Raw genomic sequence first — 18,960 nt, 5'->3', positions numbered from 1 at the left:
GTTGTCAGAGATTGTTTGGCTTTAAAAGTAGGGGCTTATAGCTCAGGTGGTTAGAGCGCACCCCTGATAAGGGTGAGGTCGGAGGTTCAAGTCCTCCTATAGAGTAACTCCATTGTTACTTATATTGTATTCATTTTCTATTCCATTTCTAAACGCTTTTCCACTAACATATTTCTCTTTATTTGCATAATTGAAATCTAGTTTTAAGTATATTTAAAATTAACGTTGTTTTTAAGTATTTTTTAATGTGGGGGGGGGGGTATTATTGCATTATTTATTTTAGAGAGGGAGATAGAGTTGAGACAATTTTCAATTTTGATAAAACTATGCTCGATAAATGTAATAGTGATTATGGCAGTAGGTTCGCTTAATGGTTGTTCTAGCAAAGAAGAAAGACTATTGCGTATGCAATTACAACACGAATTGAAAATCAAAAAGTTAGAAACAAGGAATACTCAAAGTGTAGGAGAAAAGATTCAAGACGACTTGAAAGAATTATTACTGGGCAAAGATTAGTAAAAATGGCATTTTTGCATTTTTATTAGAAAATAGAATAAATTTTTTATAAAGTTTTTGATTAAATGGGCATTTGAAAGTTTCTTTATTAAGTTTTATAGAGTATCCTAATTTTGCTATTAACTTAATTTTATATTTGTAATAATAATGTTTTTATATTTTTTTAATAAAAAATTTTATAGACTTTTTTATCAAAAACAATTCTTATAATTGTTTTTTTGGTGAAATTTCTTTAACATAAACGATAAGGATATAAAATGCAGATTTATAAAATAACTATGAGTTTAGTTGTATCAGTGATTATTGGGTGCTTACAAGTTGCTAATGCTGCAATGGATTTGACAAAAGAGGCAGAGAAATATAGGCAATATGTGATTGGGCAAATTGACTCGCTCTTATCAGATACTGAAAGATTTGTTGGGGCACTAAAAAAAGGAGATGTTAAACAAGCAAAGGCAATTTATCCCATTGCTAGAATGTATTATGAACGCAGTGAGCCTATAGCAGAGAGCTTTGGGGAGTTGGATGCTCGTATTGACGCACGTTTAGCAGATCTTCAAGAGGAGGGTAAAAATGAAAAAGATTGGAGCGGATTCCACAAAATTGAAAAGATTTTGTGGGAAAAAAATACAACAAAAGGAACGGAGGCAATAGCAGATCAGCTTTTACTCGATATTAAAGAGCTTAGAGCAAAAGTTCCAACAGTTGAAGTAGATACAGAATTGATGCTAACTGGGGCGGTAGATTTACTTAATGAAGTTTCAACAAGTAAAATTACAGGTGAGGAAGAGATTTTTTCTAAAACAGACCTTTATGATTTTCAAGCAAATATAGATGGTGCTGAAAAGATTTATGAGCTTCTTCGTCCGCATTTATTACAAAAAGATAAAAAATTAGCTAATGAAATTGAAAAACAATTTAAAGCAGTCAATACGCTTCTTGCAAAACATAATCGTTCTAAAAAAGGCTATGATTTTGTGGGTTATGATAAGCTTTCATCAGCAGATATTAAAGAGCTTGCAGAGGCGGTTAATAAACTAGGAGAACCTCTTTCAAAAATGGGCGTAATCTTAGAATAAGGGAAGTAAATGAAAAATTTAGATCGCCGAAGTTTCTTAAAAGGTATTGCGATAACTACAGCTGGGGTTTTATCCCCTGCTATTGCAGATTCAAAAACCTATTCTTCAAGAACTCCTACTATAAAAAATCCTTATTCATTTTTTGGCATACACCAACAAGGTATTGCTACACCACCGCAAAAACATATTTATTTCTTAGTGTTAGATTTACATACAAATTCACGCTCTGATATTAAAGAGGTTTTTAAAGTTTGGACTACCTATGCAAGTAAATTAACATTAGGTGAAAATGTTGCCCCTTATAGTAAAAATACTCTTATTCCTGCTTTAGATACGGGAGAGGCAGATTCTCTTAATCCCTATAATCTTACACTGACTTTTGGGGTATCTGTTAGTTTTTTTGATAAATTGGGTTTAAAATCCTCTCGCCCTAAATTGCTAAAGGATTTACCACATTTTCCAAGGGATCAATTGCGTGAGGAATTTAGTGGGGGAGATATTTGTATCCAAGCTTGTGCAGATGATCCACAAGTAGCTTTTCACGCGGTGAGGAATCTTGTGCGTATAGCTAGGCTTAAAGTTACAATGAAATGGTCTCAAATGGGCTTTAATTCCTATGAAAATAATGATACCCCACGCAATTTATTTGCTTTTAAAGATGGGACGGTAAATCCTAGTGCTAATGAGCTTGATAAAGTCGTTTGGGTAAAAGATGGAAGTTGGCTTGATAATGGGAGTTATTTGGTAGTTCGTCGTGTGCAAATGCATCTTGAAACTTGGGATAGAACACATTTAAAAGCACAAAATGATACTTTTGGGAGAAAACGCGATTCTGGTGCAGCCTATGGTAAAAATGAGGAGTTTGAAGAAGTTGATATTACAGCTATGCCTGAAGATTCCCATGTGTTTTTAGCTAAGACAACAGGAATGCAAATATTGCGTCGTTCATTTTCTTTTGCAAGTGGTATAGATCCTCGCACGGGGCAATTTGATGCGGGATTATTATTTATTGCATTCCAAAAAGATCCTATGCAGTTTATTGCGATTCAAAATGCCTTAGGTAATATTGATAAAATGAATGAATATATTACCAATATTGGGAGTGGGCTTTTTGCTTGTTTTGGTGGAGTTAGTAAAAAAAATGGAGATTATATAGGGAAATCTCTTTTGGGTTGATTAGTCCATTATTTAGGGGTTTTTCTATGATGAGATTTGTTTATTTGCTATTTTTTTTGTTGGTGCCTCTGCAAGCTTCTAATACGCAGGTGAGCGTCAGTCATTTATTTATAATGATTTCTGATGCTATGGAAAATGCAAAAAACGCTAAAGTTGAGGAATCTATACCGATTTTAGAGAATTTTAAGGATAATTTCTACGCAATTCCAACGCATAATTCAGTAGCGGGTGTAGAAGTTAGCAAGGTTTTAGAAATTGCTATAAAAAATCCTAATTTACAGATTTTAGAATCTCTTTCTAGTGCATTATTTGCCTTTGAAAAAGAGCAAAATCCCATAGATTACGCGGCAAAAAGGAAGCAGTTTGAAAAACGGGTTTTGCCTGTTTTCTTGCAGTTTGAAAAGGCAACTATAGAAAAAAATACAGAAGAATTACCGATACTTTATAAGAGATTTTATGATACTTGGCAGAGAAATGAACGCGTGGTAGGCGATACAAGTCCTGGACATTATGGACAGATAGAAACTGCTCTAACACTCTATCGAGTGGCTATGGTTAGTGAAGTAGTGGATTTTGAGGTGATGAATTTACAGCTCCAAAAAATTGGTATTGCTTTGAGAGAGTTTATTTCTGGGAATGTTTTGCAGGCACAGAGCTTAGAGGGTTCGCCACAAACACTCTCTGAAGGTTTGGAGCTTTTGCGTAAGGCTTTTAGAGAGTTTTCGCAAAACCAAGATCTTGCAAAAGATTCTATTCTTACCTTTATAGCACAATGGCCTATATTTGAAGGTGAAGTTCGCACAAGAGATGGTGGCTTGTATAATCGTATTGAATCAGAGCTTCCAGAGATTGTTGCACGGGGCACAACGCAAGAAAATCTTGATCGTTTTGAAAATCTCCTTCAATCCCTAGAGGCACTTGATATTAATGCAGAATTTACCGCCTTTGATTCGGCGATTATTTTATTGCGAGAGGGAGTAGAGGCACTTTTGATTATTATGGCATTACTTACTGCTTTACAAGCAGCAAATCAGCCTAAAGGCAAAGTGTGGGTAATAGGAGGAGCTGTGTTTGGTGTGTTTTCAAGCTTGATAGTGGCTCTTGCTTTGGTGCAGCTTTTCCCTATTGCTGCAGCAGGGACAAATCGTGAGATATTAGAGGGTGCAGTAGGCATTGTAGCGGTTGTAATGATGGTATTTGTGGGTGCTTGGCTGCATAGTAAATCTAGTGTTGCGAGTTGGCAGACTTATATCTCAAGCCAAATGGGAAAGGCACTTGCTCAAGGAAGTTTGTTTGGATTAGGCGGACTTGCATTTTTGGCAGTATTTCGTGAGGGTGCAGAAACGATACTTTTTTATGCAGGTATGATGCCTCGCATTACTATGGGATCTTTTTTGAGTGGCTTTGGGTTTGCGTGTTTGGCATTGGTTGTTATTGCGTATTTGATGAAAGTTTTTGTCCAAAAATTACCTATCCATTTGATATTTTTAGCGATGAGTTGGCTTATTTATGCGCTTGGATTTAAGATTTTAGGGGTTAGTATTCACGCTTTGCAGCTTACTAATATTCTTCCACTTGATATTTTACCTCTTCCTAATGTCGCATTTTTAGGATTTTATAATAACCTGCAAGGACTTGTTGTGCAGGCTGTATATATTGCCATAGTTGTGCTAGTTATGATATGGCAAAGACGAAAGGGTTAAAGATAAGGGGGAGATTTTGTTTTGTAGCGATTTTATGTGATATACAATTTTATAATATACCTAAGAGATATTTTCTCTTGGGCTAAGGATTATTTTTCGATAGCTTCCACTTCTATATTTAAATAAATATCTTCACCCACAGTAAGTGCTGAAGTGCCCGAAGCAAATTTAAAATCGGAACGTTTGATTTTCCCATTTAATGAAAATCCTACCCTCTCTTTACCATCTTTGCCTTTTGCCATACCACCAATTTCAGTATCTAAAGTTATATTTTTAGAAACTCCTGCTAAGGTTAGAACTCCTGTCATTTTACCTTTTTGGTTATCAACTTTTTCATATTTTTTCATTACAAAAGTCATATCGGGATATTTTTTTGCTTTAAAAAAATCATCTTGTCGTAAATGTTCATCTCTTGATTGATTGTCTGTATTGATAGAAGCAGTTTTAATAATAGCCTCAAGTTTTTTAAACTCACTACTTGTAGGATCAAAATCAATCATTGCTGAATAGTCATTAAATTTCCCTTTCACATTACTGATTTGTAAATGTTTAATTTTAAAACCAACATCTGTATGAACATTATCTAAATTATATTCTTTAGCAAGGATACTTGTGCTTAGTACAGAGATAGCTACTAATGAACTAAATAAAACTTTTTTCATTTTATTTCCTTATAATAGTAATTTTGTGGAATAATTATACCAAATAATTATTATTGTAAAATAAATAACTCTTTAGTATCAATTGCTGCTCTTTAGGATTATTTAATAAGGATTTCTTAATATGTTTAAGTGAAGAGAATGTTATTTGCTTATGTAAAATATAATCTAATCTTTAGAATGATATTTATTCAATCTTTTTTTCTAGTTTAAATGCCTTAAAATTTATTATATTTATCAAATAAATACTAAGAAACTAAATAAAAATGAAATATAAACTCAATTAAAAATGGCTACTCATTTAATACAACATATTCATCAATAACTGATCCCACAAAAGCAACTATTTTATCAAAGCTTATAAGTCCTTGTTTTATTCTTCTTGTGATGAATCTTGCCCTTGCATTGTTGTTCATTCCCCTTAGATTTTTGAATTAAGTGTAGTAAAAAATATTTTCTCCCATCTGCTAATATTTTTGTTTCTGCATTAGATTACACCTTAATGGCTTTTAATGTTTTAGGCTAAATTTCACGCGAAATGGGAAAATTTTATATTCTGAAGAGTAAAAACCCTCCTTAAGATACTTGCGGCACATAGTATCTTTAGAGGCTCTGCTGTGTTCCCACCCTGAAGCATTATCCAAAGAGGCTATTGCACAAGTCTCAAAAAGGGCTATAAAATGATAAAGTTTTTTAGATAAAACTTTAATAAAGCCACAAATTACTTCATACAGGAAATACACGAATGCTAGAATCTAAATTCTCTTGTAAAACTGATTCAATAGCAAAAAGCGTCCCTGTAGAGCCACTTGCACAACCACTGCAAGCACCAAGATAGCGGATATATACATCTGTATAACCATCACTCGCGTTTTTCAACTCTATAATCTCCATATTACCCCCATCCATCATAAGCATAGGACGAATCCTCTCATCTATAACACCTTCAATAGATTTAATTTTCTGCACCAAAGTCATATCGGCAAAGGCTAAATCCCCTTTGCTCTCTAAATCTGCTTTACTTTTTAGGGATTCCTCTTCCATTTCTGCACGAACTTCACGTAAAATATCTACCAAGTAATATTCTCTCTCCTCGTGCCCTCCTGGTTTTACACAACTTTTACAAAATGCTCCTGCTTTGGTATATTCTGTAATTTCCTCAACGGTTTTTAAATCATTAAGTTTAATAACTTCTTTGAGGGTTCCCAAACTCACTCTAGCGCATTCACAAACTATAATTTCATCCTCAAAATCTTCTGGATTCTTACCCAAATATAAAGCTGCTGCTTTTTTAATAACATCATATGCCATAACAGAGCAATGCATTTTTTGTCCCGGAACTGCTGGAGTATCTGGATCATCCCTTAGGGCTTTTTCTACATCAATATTAGTAATTTTCACAGCCTCTTGAACTTTTTTCCCTAAACATAGTTCCACCATCATATCGCTACTTGCAATAGCGGTCCCACAGCCAAAACTTTTAAATTTCGCATCTACAATGGTATCTTCAGAATCTACCAACCAATAAAGCCTTACAGCATCTCCGCAAGCTTCTGCTCCATAATCAGCTATAATAAGCTTCAAACCTCTTTTATCTGCCTCTTCTTGAGTAATAACTCCAAGATGGGTAGGATTATCCATCCTTTCACTAACTTTTTTAGAATACGCATCCCACAATGCACCACCTAATAATTCATTTTTTGCCATTGTCTCTCCTTTAATAACTACTTGAAATTGCTCTTAAACGTTTAATAGCCTTTTTAAAAGCATCAATAGTATAATCGATCTCTTCTTCTGTATTAAAACGGCTTAAAGAGATTCTAACCGCTGTATGTGCTAATTCTTTATCCGCCCCAATAGCAGTCATCACAGGATTTGCTTCCAAATCCTCACTTGCACAAGCACTACCTGTAGAACAAGCAATGCCATATTTATTCAAATCCCAAAGCATAGCCTCACCCTCTACCCCGCGAATACTCACTAAAATAGTGTTAGGCACCCTTAAAGATCTATCTCCAACTACAAAGACATCTTCAATTTTTAAAAGCTCATCTTCTAGTTTATCTCTTAAGCGACGCACATTATTACGTTCAAAATCCAAATGTAAAGTTGCTTGTCGCATAGCCTCGCCCATAGCAACGATATAAGGAACATTTAAAGTCCCACTTCGTCTTCCACTCATATGCTCACCGCCGTGAAAAAGAGGGGTTAATTCTACACCTTTTCTAATATAAAGTCCTCCTATTCCTTTAGGTCCGTGAAACTTATGTGCACTAAAACTTAAAAAATCTGCTTGAATCTTTTGCACATCTACCGGAATCTTCCCAATAGCTTGCACCGCATCAGTATGGAATAAAACACCTCTTTGTTTGCAAATAGCACCAATCTCTTCTAAAGGAAAAATAATGCCTGTTTCATTATTTGCCCACATTATACTTACTAAAGCAGTTTTTTCTGTAATAGCAGATTTGAGTGCTTCAACTTGTAATACTCCATTTTCACCAATAGGCAAATAAGTAACCTCAACGCCTAAATCTTCTAAAAACTTACAAGTTGATAATATAGCTGGGTGCTCTACTTCTGTAGTGATAATGTGGTTTTTCTCACCAAAACGCAAAATATCAAAATACACACCTTTTAATACCCAATTATTACTTTCTGTTGCACAGGAAGTAATAATAATATCATCTTCATCTCTAGCATTAATCCCTTCATAAAGGTGATTAAAAGATTCGCGAATAATACTATGAATCTCTGTCCCAAAAAGATGCAAGGAATTAGGGTTTCCATATTTCTCACAGAAATATAAATCCATCAACTCTTTTGCCTTTGGGTCTAGCATCGTTGTAGCATTATTATCCAAATAAACCCGTTTATTAGGCTTTGCCATTTATTATCCTTTCAAATCTCTATGTATAATTATAAATTTTTATTTATGCAATAATTGCTTTTAGCTTTTAACTTAAAAAAGCTTAGAATATTTTGAAAACGACTAAAATCTTTAAAAATTTATAAAAAAATATTTTACTTTTTTTTAAAAATCTTATATAAGCCCCACATACACAGCAAAACAACAAAAATACTCACCCAAGTTTCATCTAATCCAACAGGCTTTGTGAAGTCAAAAAAATCTTTAAACATTAAAGACTCTTATGTTTTAAAACTTCACTGCAACGCAAACAAGTATCCCCCTCACTCTTTGCAATATACTGCCAACATCTAGGGCATTTATACCCTTTTGCTCTTGCTAAGATATATTCCTCCTCCTCTAGCATAAAACTTCCTAGCACTTCGCTTTCAACTTTTTGTGTTACAGAACTTACCATAAGCCAAATATTTAGCTCTGGAAAATCTAAAGTTTTAGGTAATACTAAATTAATCTCAAGAGTGGATTTTATTTTAGAATCCTTTTTTAAACTATCAATTTGCTCTAAAAATGCACTTCTTAAGGCAAGTAAATACGCAAAATCTTGCTTAGGACTCTTTAAAGTAGGTAAAGGTGTATAGAATATTTCAAAAACATCACTATTAGTACTTATGCCACAAGATTCTAAAAGTGCTAGGCTTTGCGTATGGCTTAAAGCTTCATTAATCGTATAGGTTAAAATAGGTGCTAAAAGCCCAAAGAGCCTACCACCAATAAGTGCCATAACACTTTGTGAAGCCCTTCTTCCTTTAGAAATTGGTGCGTTACAATAGAGGTTATCTTTACATAAATCCAAATAGATTCCGCTTAATTCATTGCTTAAGAAAAAATTTAATTCTTGCAAACCTTTAGAAAATTCATAAGCCTTAAAATATCCATTGACAACCTCAAAAGTTTCTTTAGCCCTCTGTAAAATCCACAAATCAATCGCATTAAAATGCTCCATCTCTAAGGATTCTAACCCATTAGTATTTGCTAATAAAAATCGAATGGTATTGCGTATTTTGCGGTAATTCTCTCCAACTTGGTTTAAAATATTCTTAGAAATCCTTTGATCATTTTGGTAATCGCTCATAGCTACCCATAATCGTAAAATTTCACTTCCAAATTCCTTTAGAGCATCTTTGGGAGCAATCACATTTCCCTTAGATTTACTCATTTTCTCGCCCCTCTCATCCATCGTAAATCCATGCGTTAAAATGCTTTTATAAGGGGCTTTTTCATTAATTGCACAACTTACAAGTAAAGAGCTATGAAACCAACCCCTATGTTGGTCGCTTCCCTCTAAATACATACTAGCAGGGTAAGTTCCACTCTCATATCGGCTATTTTGCAATACTGCCCTCCAAGTGCTTCCACTATCAAACCAAACATCTAAGATATGATGAATCTTCTCATAATACTTAGCATTATCCCTATATTTTGGGGCTAAGAGTTCCTCTACACTCTTGCTCCACCAAGAATCACAACCTTCTTTTTCAAAAATACTCGCGATAAAATCCAAAACTTCATTATCTAATAACACTTCCCCACTTCGTTTATCCCTAAAAAACGCAATCGGCACCCCCCAATCCCTTTGTCGTGATATGCACCAATCAGGACGATTTTCAATCATCGTATAAAGCCTATTTTTGCCATGCTCTGGATAAAAGATTGTTTGATTAATTGCCTCTAAAGCAATCTCTCGCAAGGTTTTACCCTCCTTGCTAAAGGGTTCATCCAATACTATAAACCACTGCTTGGTAGCACGAAAAATGATGGGTTTATGAGAACGCCAACAATGGGGATAAGAATGCTTAATTTTTTGGTGTTTTAAAAGATTATCACTTAAAAGCTCAAAGATTCTTTTATGCGTATCAAAAACAAATTGCCCTACAAATTCCTTAGGATTAAAAAATAATTTTTCTCTTATTAGAGTCTCATCATAACAACCCCTATCATCTACAGGCATTAATACAGGAAGATTATATTTTAATCCAACAAAATAATCATCCTCCCCGTGTCCTGGTGCGGTATGCACACAACCACTCCCCTCACTAGCTGCGACATGTTCCCCTAATATAATCGTTGAATCTCTCCCATTAAGCGGATTAATAGCGTGTTTATTTTCTAAAATGTGTGCTTTAAAGGTTTTGACAATTTTATTTTCAACCACTCCTTCTTCAAAAAGCTTCTGCACTGCAGAGGCGAGAATAATTTTATTATCACTAGTTAGGGCATATTCCTCATTAGGATTAAGGGCAATTCCACTATTGGCAGGCAAAGTCCAAGGTGTTGTCGTCCAAATCACACAATAGGCTTTTTCAACCCCTAAAACTTCTAGTGCATCTTTTTGTAAAGCAAAGGCTACATAAATCGAATCGCTTTCCTTTTCCTCATATTCTACTTCCGCCTCTGCTAAAGCTGTTTGACAAGCCCAACTCCAATATACAGGCTTACTCCTTTCTTTTAATAAGCCTTTTTTTGCAATTTCACAAAGTGCTTTATAAATATTTGCTTCAAATGCAAAATTCATCGTTTTATAAGGATTATCAAAATCTCCAACCACCCCAAGTTCTAAAAATTCTGCACTTTGAATCCCTACAAATTCCTCTGCGTGTTTTCTACAAAGCTCTCTAATTTTCACCTTAGGAAGTAAATCTTTTTTTTCTTTTCCTAATTTTTTCTCTACTTGTTGCTCTATAGGAAGTCCGTGGCAGTCCCAACCGGGGGTATAAAAAATCTGCTTCCCTTGAAAATAATGGTATTTATTAATAATATCTTTTAAGATTTTATTAAGTGCGTGCCCAATATGTAAATGCCCATTAGCATAAGGGGGGCCATCGTGAAGATTAAAAGTTTCCTTAGCGTTTTGACGATTCTTTAGCATTCTTGCATAAACTTTATTTTCTTTCCATCGCCGATAAGTTTTGGGTTCATTTTGAGGCAAATTTCCACGCATAGGGAAACTTGTAGCGGGTAACTCTAAAGTATCTTTATAATCCATAACAATCCTTAAAACAAGCAGATTAGATTGTTAATTGTATCTTATAGACTTTTAAAAAAGCATTATTTATGCGAAATTTAAGGTTTTTCATTAAGGCAAGCAAAATATTAAATTATTTCTGTCTAAATTTAAAAGTTTTTTTATTAAATTTTCGCTTAAATTCCCAAATCTTAAAAACTTTTAAATAAGGATTCCTTTATTATGGAAGATTTAAAACAAACCTACCCTGATTCTCTCCCCTACCACCAAGGGGGAAAAATCCAAGTTACATCAAGTAAGTGTTTAGAAAATGAACACGATTTATCTTTAGCCTATTCTCCCGGTGTCGCTGTCCCTTGTAAAGAGATTCAAAAAGACCCTAATCTTGCCTATGATTACACCACAAAAAGCAATCTTGTAGCGGTTATCTCCAATGGAACTGCCGTTTTAGGGTTAGGTAATATAGGAGCTTTAGCGGGAAAACCTGTTATGGAGGGAAAGGCTGTTTTATTTAAGAAATTTGCAGGTATTAATGCTTTTGATATTGAAATAGATGAAACAAATCCTGATAAATTTGTAGATATTGTCCGCTCCATAGCACCTACTTTTGGTGGCATTAATTTAGAAGATATTAAAGCTCCAGAATGTTTTTATATTGAAAAACGACTAAAAGAAATTTTAGATATTCCTATTATGCACGATGATCAGCACGGAACCGCTATTATCTCTGCTGCGGGTATTATTAATGGAGCAAAAATTGCTAATAAAGATATTAAGGATTTAAAAGTGGTAGTCTTAGGTGCTGGTGGGGCTGCTATTGCTTGTGCGAAAATCGCTAAAAAACTTGGGGTAAAAGAGATTATTATGTTTGATAGTAAGGGTGCCATTACGACCCATAGAAAAGATTCACTCAATAGTTTTAAAAAGGAATTTATAATTAATAAAGAGATTAATAGTTACCAAGAAGCTCTAGATGGTGCTGATGTCCTCTTGGGGTTAGCAAGAGGAGATACCCTAAAGCCTAAAGATATTGAAAATATGAATAAGAATCCTATGATTTTTGTTATGGCAAACCCCATTCCAGAAATTGACCCCCTACTTGCTAAACAAACTAAACCTGATGCAATCATTGCTACTGGAAGAAGTGATTATCCCAACCAAATTAACAATGTTTTAGGTTTCCCTTATATCTTTAAAGGTGCATTAATAGCTAGAGCAAAATGTATCAATGAAGCGATGAAATTAGCTGCAGCTAACGCTCTAGCAGAACTTGCAAGAGAAGAGATTCCTACGCAACTAAAAGCAGAATTAGAAAAAATCCATCAAAGAAAATTTGAATTTGGCAAAGAATATATCATTCCTTCACCTTTTGATACAAGACTTAAGAGTTTTATTTCTAATGCCGTAGCTCAAGCTGCTATTGATAGCGGTGTTGCAAGGATTAAGAGCATCTAATGGAAGATTTTTCTTATAAGCTTATAATGTTTGGCTTTAGTGCCCTTTGTGAAGATTTAGAAGAAGTTAAACGTAGGCTTTCTCTCTATCCAAAAGAACGTTATGAGTTAGAAAATAGTGATGAGTGTTTTTTAATTGATTTAAATACTAAAGAGCAATTCTCTATCATCCTAGAAAATGGAAGATTTGTGATTAAATTTGATAAATAAAATCGCAAATCTTCTTTACTCTTCCTTTTAAAAATATTTTCCCTTTTTCTTCTTTGAGGTATAAATTTTCTCCACTAGCTGGATTAAAAAGGGTAGAGTTAGAGACTTTTCCTTGCTTAAAAAGATAATAAAACATAGCTGCCATCCCTGTTCCACAAGCTAAAGTTTCATCCTCTACACCCCTTTCAAAAGTCCTTGCAATCACCCTTCCTTCCTCCAACTTAGCAATATTCACATTCGCATTATATTTATGACGCAAACTTTTCAAGTCTTCTTTGCTAAGATTGGCATTTTCACAAACTAAATGAGGCACTCCTGTATCAATAAGCCACCATTTTATATTAAACTCTATAATATCTTTTTGCAAAATTACAGCTTGGGTTAATTCACTCTCCACCATATTTTCTTGTAATTCCACATTAATTACACCCGCTTTTGTTAGAATCTTTTGTTTTTGTGCGGCTAAACCAAAATCTCTAGCATACATTGCAGTTGCCCTTGTGCCATTTCCACACATATTAGGCTGACTACCATCGGCATTATAAAATTCCCATTCTATATCATAAATATTATGGGGCTTAAGCACGATTAGTCCATCCGCACCAATGCCCTTTTGGCGATGGCAAATTATTTTGGCAATATCACGATAAGAATTTGCTTGGTATTTAAAAGTGTGTGTAAGAAGAAAATCATTTCCGCTTGCAGAATATTTACTAAAAAACACAGATATTGCCTCCCTAATAAAGTGTTGCTATCAATATTAAAGCCTAGAAGTTCCCATTAAATCTAATAGAATATTTCTAGTTTTTAAATCTTTTAAATAAAGATAGTAATTTACCCTAATAACACATCAAGACGATTTTGTAAATTTTGTGTATTAAAGGCATTAGCATATAAAGCCGCATTTTCTTTAAGTTTGGCAGTATTTAATGTATTATAATTCTCTGCTAAATCATTAGATTGCAAGTTACTCTCTGCTGCTTTTAAATTGACAATGGTATTCATACTGGTATTAATTCCAGATTGCACTCCATTCATAGCAGCACCAATATCAGCTCGTTTTGAATTAACATTATTGATAAAATCCAAAATACTTTGTTGGTTATTTACACTTAAAGAATCGGTATTAGGGGCTTGCAAGTTAATACTTTGTGTTCCATTGCCTGTTACAAAACTCATTTGTCCGCTAAAAACATTTTTACCATTAAAAGTGGCTTGACTTACAGAATTATTCATAGATTGCGTAAGTGTGGCTGCTTGATTTTCAATCATAGCCCTTTGGGAACTATTTAAAGCAGGATTCCCTAAAGCTACAGATAGCTCATTAATCTTAATAGCGGAATCGGTAATGGTTGATAAGGCTCCATCGGCAATTTGCATTACTCCTAAGGCATCATTAGCATTCCTTATGCTTTGAGACATTGAATTAGCTTGTGCTAAAAGTTCATTAGCAATAGCTAAAGAAGCACCATTTGTAGCATCAATAGGACGATCTGAGGCAATTTTTTTTAATGCTGATTTTTCTTCTTCCTTTGCTTTATTGAGACTAGATAAAGCTTCATTATTTTGTGTATTACCGATTTTCATTGTATTCTCCTTAAATCCTAAGATTTACTTCCTTGCTTTTTATAGGTTTTAAGCATTTTTTGTTCCATTTCCTAATTTCTCTTCTAAGTATTTTGTATGGATAATGCCTCTTTTAAAATCGTCATTTTTCATCATATCTTGATGAAATTGTATGGTAGTTTTTATGCCTTCAATACAAAACTCTCCCAAAGCACGTTGCATTCTAAGAATAGCTTCATTACGATTTCTGCCCCATACAATGAGTTTGCCTATCATTGAATCATAAAACATAGGCACAATATATCCGGCATATGCATGTGTATCAAGTCGTATATTATTACCTCCAGGAGCAATCCATTTCGTAATTTTACCCGCGGAAGGGTAAAATTTAACAGGATCCTCTGCAGTTATTCTACATTCAATCGCACAACCTTTAAATGCAATTTCTTCTTGTTTAGGCAATGTTTCACCCTCCGCAATTCTTATCATTAACTCAATAATATCCAAACCACTTACTAATTCACTTACGGGGTGTTCAACTTGCAATCTTGTATTCATTTCCATAAAATAAAAATTCTGATTAGAATCTAATAAAAACTCATAAGTTCCAGCACCTACATATTCAATAGCCTTAGTTGCTCTAATAGCGGTTTCTAAAAGTTTCTCTCTTATATCTGCTTGCAAGGTTGGAGCAGGAGATTCTTCAATAAGTTTTTGATGCCTCCTTTGTAGCGAACAATCTCTCTCGCCTACATGTAAAACATTTCCGTATTTATCTGCTAATATTTGCACTTCAATATGTTTGGGTTTATCAATAAATTTCTCCATATAAATAGTGCCATCACCAAAAGCACTAATAGCTTCACTCTCTGCTGCAAGATAAGCATTAAACATACTGGCTTCACTCTCTACAATACGCATTCCTCTTCCCCCGCCCCCAGCGGCAGCCTTTAAAATAACAGGATAACCAATCTCTTTTGCAAGGCTTAAAGCTTCTTCTTTACTCCTAATAGGACCATCACTTCCGGGAATTACAGGAACTCCTGCATTTTTCATAACTTCTTTTGCCTTGCTTTTATCGCTCATTAAAGCCATCACATCAGCATTTGGACCAATAAATTCAATATCGTGATATTTACAAATCTCTACAAAATTTTGATTTTCACTTAAAAACCCATATCCGGGAAAAATAGCATCCGCATTAAAAAGTTCCGCAGCAGAAATTATTGCTGGGATATTAAGATAACTTTCACTAGACTTATCTCCTCCAATACAGACTTTAGCATCGGCTAAATCCAAATAATAAGCATCTTTATCTGCAGTAGAATAAACCGCAATAGCTTTTTTACCCATCTCCTTAATTGTGCGAATGGCTCTTAATGCAATTTCTCCACGATTAGCAATTAAAATAGTATGGATTTCTTTTTGTTTAGGCATTAGAGTTTCTCCACAATAAATAGAGGGGAATTATACTCCACGGGTTGTGCGTCATTAGGGATAATTTCTTTAATTACGCAATCAAATTCTGCTTCAATCTCATTCATAATCTTCATCGCTTCAATAATCGCCAAAGTTTGCCCTCTTTTAACCTTATCACCAACATTAACATAAGCTGGAGTATCAGGAGATGGACAACGATAAAAAGTGCCTACCATAGGGGAATTAATACTCTCTCCACTTGTGGTTGGAGATGAAGCTGCTATAGGAACTTCTAAAGGAATGTTTTGCGATGTTTCTTGCAAGGTAGTATGAGAGGCAAGAGTAGGAGATTCTAAAATAGCTTGTCCTAATGCCTTTTTTTCAAGTTTAATTTTAGCATTTTGCTTGGTAATACTAAGTGTGCTTAAACCACTTTCATCAAAGATCTTAATAAGCTCTTTTATTTCCTTAAAATCCATATAAAAACCTTATCTATCAATAAATTTCACAAACACTTTTTTTGGAGTGTTAATTTATCTGCTATAATAGCATAAAATCAATAAAAAATAGCAAGGAAGAATATGGGACTTAAAGAGGATTTATGGATAAGAGAAATGGCTCTAAAACACAAAATGATTGAACCTTTTTGTGAGGATCAAATAGGTCAAGGGGTAGTAAGCTATGGATTATCAAGTTATGGTTATGATATTCGCGTAAGCAATGAATTTAAAATTTTCACAAACATTAATGCAATGGTGGTAGATCCTAAAAACTTTGATTCTGCTAATGTGGTAGATTTTATGGGTGATATTTGTATCGTTCCCCCAAATTCTTTTGCACTTGCAAGAACCATTGAATACTTCAAGATTCCACGCAATGTTTTAGCGATTTGCTTAGGCAAAAGCACTTATGCACGATGTGGCATTATCGTAAATGTTACACCCTTTGAACCAGAATTTGAAGGACATATTACTATTGAAATTAGCAACACCACTCCACTTCCTGCAAAAATTTATGCTAATGAGGGAATTGCACAAGTATTATTTTTAGAAGGAGATAAGAGTTGTGAAGTAAGCTATAAAGATAAAAAAGGCAAATATCAATCCCAAAGAGGTATCACACTCCCAAAGATTCTCCCTTAAATTATGAAACTTCATAAATCTCTTTCTCCTCTTTTTAAAACCTCACGATTATGATTTAAGTTTTTCTATTTCTTTAATATAATGTTGTGTTTTTCTCTATTTGATTTGCTAAATCATTAACAAGCAACCAAGCTAATTTTCAAAACAACTAAGGGTCTTTTATCCCTATAATTTTGCCTCTAAATCCCCATTTAGAAAACCTGCAATACAATTTTTATATTTTTTAATAGGATTATCAATCCTAGAATTTAAGAAAGATTTTATAAGCAATTTTTTCTAAGGTTCTACGCAATGTATTCCAATATATCATAGCTCCACCTATAAGCCCTATAATGCTCCCAATGCTAATATCAAGCACTCTTGCTTGGATAATAACATCTGGGTCATATTGCATAAAACTACTAATTTCAGCTAAATAAGTAGAATAAGGGGTTAAAAAAACCATTGCTAAGGCATAATTTCTAACCACACAAAATTCTGCACAAAACATTAAAACCATCATCAAAAGTGCAAACTCAAAAGGTGTAAAGGTAAAGTGCAGAAAAATATAAGCTAAACTTACACCAACAATTGTCCCTAAAATTCGCTGGAATTGTTTAATCCAAATCTGTTTAAAGGTTACCGCAGTTAAAACCGCTGCACAACTAACGCCCACCCAATATCCTCTATCTAGCTCTAAAAATCCTTGTAAAACCATAGAAAAACTTACAAAAAAGGCAATAATGATTGGGTCAATAATAATAACACCAAAACCAAATTCCCCAATCTTTGGGATAGGCTTTGTAATATGGGATTTAAAGATATAGATAACACTTAGAGCATACAATAAGACCATAACATTTGCAACCATCGTTCCTAATGCTACAAGACCAATAGCCGTTGGATAATCTTCTACCTTCAAAGGAATATAAGTCCCCAAAATCATCGCAAAAGTAAAAAAGAAGAATCCCGGAGCCCCTATGCTAAAATATCGCACGACTTGCGCACTTATCATTGTAACTAAAAATGTAATAATAGGGATAAGAGAGGGAAAAGTATTGCCGATAAGTCCCAAAGTAAAAGAAGTAATAATACCAAAAGCACAAGCCATACAAAGAATCATTTTATGATAAAGAGGAGTATCTGGAACATATAAAAAAATATTTGCCCCAATAATTGCTATTAATCCTAAATCAGAACGACCTAAAAAAGCTGCAACAAATAAAATTATCGCTATTCCAAGTCCGGCAAAAAATGGCATTTGCCATAATCTATCACTTTTGTTCCAACTAAAGATTAATTTTGCCCCATTATAAAGTAGTCCTAAAAACTTCATACTACTCCTTTAAAACGTAATTATAACACTTTATAGGGTTTCTATAGAGTGTTTCAAACTTTGCTATAATCTTAAAATACTTTATTAAGGAGAGAAAATGTCAAAAATCATCGCAAGTAATTTTAAAACCAACCATACAAGAAAAACGACTTTAGCATTTTGTAATCACTTAGAGAATTTTTTAAATCAAAAAAACATTCCTCATCAAATCAGACTTTTTCCTCCAAACACCGCTCTTTTAGACAATTATTTTAAAAACTTTAAAATCGGGGCTCAAAATGCGTATTTTACAAAAAATGGCTCTTTTACAGGAGAGATTGGGGAAGAGCAGTTAGAGGAATTTGGGATACAATCCCTCCTTATAGGGCATAGCGAAAGACGAGAATATCTAGGAGAAACACAAGTATTTTGTGCAAAAAAATTTGAATACTTCAGTCAAAGAGATTTTGAAATATTTTATTGTATTGGGGAATCCCTTTCAACAAAAAAAGAAGGATTAGAGAAAACTTTAACATTTTTACAATCCCAACTTCAAGGGATTGATTTAGATTATCCCAAACTCTTAATTGCCTATGAACCAATTTGGGCTATTGGGACAGGCATTAGTGCAACTTTAGAGGAAATCACACAAATCCACACATATTTGAAGCAAATTTTAGGTAGAATCCCTCTTTTGTATGGAGGAAGTGTAAAATCCCAAAATATACGAGAAATATTCAAGATTCCAAGTGTTGATGGTGTGCTTATAGGAAGTGCAAGTTGGGAAATTGAAAGCTTTAAGCAAATTTTAGAAAATTCCTTAGAGAAATAATCTATCCAAGATTCATACA

17 protein-coding genes, 1 tRNA gene and 1 other RNA gene are annotated in these 18,960 nt (G+C 33.9%); 9 read left to right on the top strand and 10 right to left on the bottom strand.

All coding sequences use genetic code 11. From position 1 onward, the window contains the following. Positions 1-33 precede the first annotated feature (33 nt). The 5 genes from LS72_RS05730 to LS72_RS05710 all read left to right on the top strand — a co-directional run bounded on the left by LS72_RS05730 (position 34) and on the right by LS72_RS05710 (position 4,474). A tRNA-Ile gene (locus LS72_RS05730) sits at positions 34-106 on the top strand. A gap of 191 nt (positions 107-297) precedes the next feature. Continuing rightward, positions 298-516: a hypothetical protein gene (locus LS72_RS05725; protein ID WP_138155163.1), complete on the top strand. Its 219-nt coding sequence runs from the start codon at positions 298-300 to the stop codon at positions 514-516. Positions 517-773: 257 nt separating this feature from the next. Continuing rightward, positions 774-1,595: an iron uptake system protein EfeO gene (gene efeO, locus LS72_RS05720; protein ID WP_034554789.1), complete on the top strand. Its 822-nt coding sequence runs from the start codon at positions 774-776 to the stop codon at positions 1,593-1,595. 9 nt (positions 1,596-1,604) lie between these two features. Then, on the top strand, positions 1,605-2,771 hold the full coding sequence (gene efeB / locus LS72_RS05715) for an iron uptake transporter deferrochelatase/peroxidase subunit (RefSeq protein WP_034554788.1): 1,167 nt from the start codon (positions 1,605-1,607) through the stop codon (positions 2,769-2,771). Between the two features lie 26 nt (positions 2,772-2,797). Next, complete coding sequence (locus LS72_RS05710; protein WP_034554787.1) at positions 2,798-4,474, top strand: FTR1 family iron permease; 1,677 nt, start codon at positions 2,798-2,800, stop codon at positions 4,472-4,474. 89 nt (positions 4,475-4,563) lie between these two features. Here the strand turns inward: LS72_RS05710 and LS72_RS05705 are convergent, their stop codons facing one another. The 5 genes from LS72_RS05705 to ileS all read right to left on the bottom strand — a co-directional run bounded on the left by LS72_RS05705 (position 4,564) and on the right by ileS (position 11,045). Beyond that, positions 4,564-5,136 carry a YceI family protein gene (locus tag LS72_RS05705; RefSeq protein ID WP_034554786.1) on the bottom strand — a complete coding sequence of 191 codons (573 nt, stop codon included), beginning with the start codon at positions 5,134-5,136 and terminating at the stop codon, positions 4,564-4,566. A gap of 568 nt (positions 5,137-5,704) precedes the next feature. Continuing rightward, an RNA gene (gene ffs / locus LS72_RS05700) (signal recognition particle sRNA small type) lies at positions 5,705-5,802 on the bottom strand. 57 nt (positions 5,803-5,859) lie between these two features. Next, positions 5,860-6,840 (bottom strand): iron-sulfur cluster assembly scaffold protein, encoded by a 981-nt coding sequence (locus tag LS72_RS05695; protein ID WP_138155161.1) that lies wholly within the window; start codon positions 6,838-6,840, stop codon positions 5,860-5,862. Between the two features lie 10 nt (positions 6,841-6,850). Then, positions 6,851-8,023, bottom strand: coding sequence for a NifS family cysteine desulfurase (locus tag LS72_RS05690; RefSeq protein ID WP_034552433.1), 1,173 nt, complete (start codon positions 8,021-8,023; stop codon positions 6,851-6,853). Between the two features lie 250 nt (positions 8,024-8,273). Further along, positions 8,274-11,045, bottom strand: a complete 2,772-nt coding sequence (gene ileS, locus LS72_RS05685; protein WP_034552431.1) for an isoleucine--tRNA ligase — start codon at positions 11,043-11,045, stop codon at positions 8,274-8,276. A gap of 201 nt (positions 11,046-11,246) precedes the next feature. Between ileS and LS72_RS05680 the strand changes: the two genes are divergently transcribed. After that, a complete protein-coding gene (locus LS72_RS05680) occupies positions 11,247-12,479 on the top strand; it encodes a malic enzyme-like NAD(P)-binding protein (protein WP_034552429.1) in 1,233 nt (410 codons plus the stop codon). Beyond that, positions 12,479-12,688 (top strand): hypothetical protein, encoded by a 210-nt coding sequence (locus tag LS72_RS05675; RefSeq protein ID WP_034552427.1) that lies wholly within the window; start codon positions 12,479-12,481, stop codon positions 12,686-12,688. The genes LS72_RS05680 and LS72_RS05675 overlap by 1 nt, the downstream gene beginning before the upstream one ends. Here the strand turns inward: LS72_RS05675 and dapF are convergent. The 4 genes from dapF to accB form a co-directional block, all read right to left on the bottom strand. Next, entirely contained in the window at positions 12,672-13,412 is a 741-nt protein-coding gene (dapF, locus tag LS72_RS05670) for a diaminopimelate epimerase (protein WP_034552424.1), read from the bottom strand. The genes LS72_RS05675 and dapF overlap by 17 nt on opposite strands. Before the next feature lie 110 nt (positions 13,413-13,522). Continuing rightward, complete coding sequence (locus tag LS72_RS05665) at positions 13,523-14,275, bottom strand: flagellin (RefSeq protein WP_034552422.1); 753 nt, start codon at positions 14,273-14,275, stop codon at positions 13,523-13,525. Positions 14,276-14,323: 48 nt separating this feature from the next. Beyond that, positions 14,324-15,691, bottom strand: coding sequence for an acetyl-CoA carboxylase biotin carboxylase subunit (locus LS72_RS05660; protein WP_034552419.1), 1,368 nt, complete (start codon positions 15,689-15,691; stop codon positions 14,324-14,326). Continuing rightward, the gene (gene accB, locus LS72_RS05655; RefSeq protein ID WP_034552417.1) at positions 15,691-16,152 is read right to left on the bottom strand and encodes an acetyl-CoA carboxylase biotin carboxyl carrier protein; all 462 of its coding nucleotides are present in this window, start codon (positions 16,150-16,152) and stop codon (positions 15,691-15,693) included. Before accB ends, LS72_RS05660 begins: the two co-directional genes overlap by 1 nt. Positions 16,153-16,254: 102 nt before the next feature. Between accB and dcd the strand changes: the two genes are divergently transcribed. Next, a complete protein-coding gene (gene dcd, locus LS72_RS05650; protein ID WP_034552415.1) occupies positions 16,255-16,815 on the top strand; it encodes a dCTP deaminase in 561 nt (186 codons plus the stop codon). 241 nt (positions 16,816-17,056) lie between these two features. On the opposite strand, the gene LS72_RS05645 is transcribed toward dcd, so the two are convergent. Continuing rightward, entirely contained in the window at positions 17,057-18,130 is a 1,074-nt protein-coding gene (locus LS72_RS05645) for an FUSC family protein (RefSeq protein WP_034552413.1), read from the bottom strand. 97 nt (positions 18,131-18,227) lie between these two features. Between LS72_RS05645 and LS72_RS05640 the strand changes: the two genes are divergently transcribed. Continuing rightward, positions 18,228-18,941, top strand: a complete 714-nt coding sequence (locus LS72_RS05640; protein ID WP_034552410.1) for a triose-phosphate isomerase — start codon at positions 18,228-18,230, stop codon at positions 18,939-18,941. Positions 18,942-18,960: the final 19 nt, after the last annotated feature.

This window comes from Helicobacter apodemus (genome assembly GCF_000765745.2).
In the GTDB taxonomy this organism is placed as follows: domain Bacteria; phylum Campylobacterota; class Campylobacteria; order Campylobacterales; family Helicobacteraceae; genus Helicobacter_D; species Helicobacter_D apodemus.
The sequence above is the reverse complement of the archived record's forward strand: the minus strand, read 5'-3'. Positions and strand labels throughout refer to the sequence as shown.

What these genes read in the sequence shown, in the direction of transcription:
- LS72_RS05695 (WP_138155161.1), bottom strand. Translation starts at nt 6,840, where the DNA reads ATGGCAAAAAATGAATTATTAGGTGGTGCATTGTGGGATGCGTATTCT.
- LS72_RS05680 (WP_034552429.1), top strand. Translation starts at nt 11,247, where the DNA reads ATGGAAGATTTAAAACAAACCTACCCTGATTCTCTCCCCTACCACCAA.
- efeO (WP_034554789.1), top strand. Translation starts at nt 774, where the DNA reads ATGCAGATTTATAAAATAACTATGAGTTTAGTTGTATCAGTGATTATT.
- LS72_RS05645 (WP_034552413.1), bottom strand. Translation starts at nt 18,130, where the DNA reads ATGAAGTTTTTAGGACTACTTTATAATGGGGCAAAATTAATCTTTAGT.
- LS72_RS05690 (WP_034552433.1), bottom strand. Translation starts at nt 8,023, where the DNA reads ATGGCAAAGCCTAATAAACGGGTTTATTTGGATAATAATGCTACAACG.
- LS72_RS05710 (WP_034554787.1), top strand. Translation starts at nt 2,798, where the DNA reads ATGATGAGATTTGTTTATTTGCTATTTTTTTTGTTGGTGCCTCTGCAA.
- LS72_RS05660 (WP_034552419.1), bottom strand. Translation starts at nt 15,691, where the DNA reads ATGCCTAAACAAAAAGAAATCCATACTATTTTAATTGCTAATCGTGGA.
- dcd (WP_034552415.1), top strand. Translation starts at nt 16,255, where the DNA reads ATGGGACTTAAAGAGGATTTATGGATAAGAGAAATGGCTCTAAAACAC.
- LS72_RS05640 (WP_034552410.1), top strand. Translation starts at nt 18,228, where the DNA reads ATGTCAAAAATCATCGCAAGTAATTTTAAAACCAACCATACAAGAAAA.
- LS72_RS05675 (WP_034552427.1), top strand. Translation starts at nt 12,479, where the DNA reads ATGGAAGATTTTTCTTATAAGCTTATAATGTTTGGCTTTAGTGCCCTT.
- LS72_RS05665 (WP_034552422.1), bottom strand. Translation starts at nt 14,275, where the DNA reads ATGAAAATCGGTAATACACAAAATAATGAAGCTTTATCTAGTCTCAAT.
- ileS (WP_034552431.1), bottom strand. Translation starts at nt 11,045, where the DNA reads ATGGATTATAAAGATACTTTAGAGTTACCCGCTACAAGTTTCCCTATG.
- efeB (WP_034554788.1), top strand. Translation starts at nt 1,605, where the DNA reads ATGAAAAATTTAGATCGCCGAAGTTTCTTAAAAGGTATTGCGATAACT.
- accB (WP_034552417.1), bottom strand. Translation starts at nt 16,152, where the DNA reads ATGGATTTTAAGGAAATAAAAGAGCTTATTAAGATCTTTGATGAAAGT.
- LS72_RS05705 (WP_034554786.1), bottom strand. Translation starts at nt 5,136, where the DNA reads ATGAAAAAAGTTTTATTTAGTTCATTAGTAGCTATCTCTGTACTAAGC.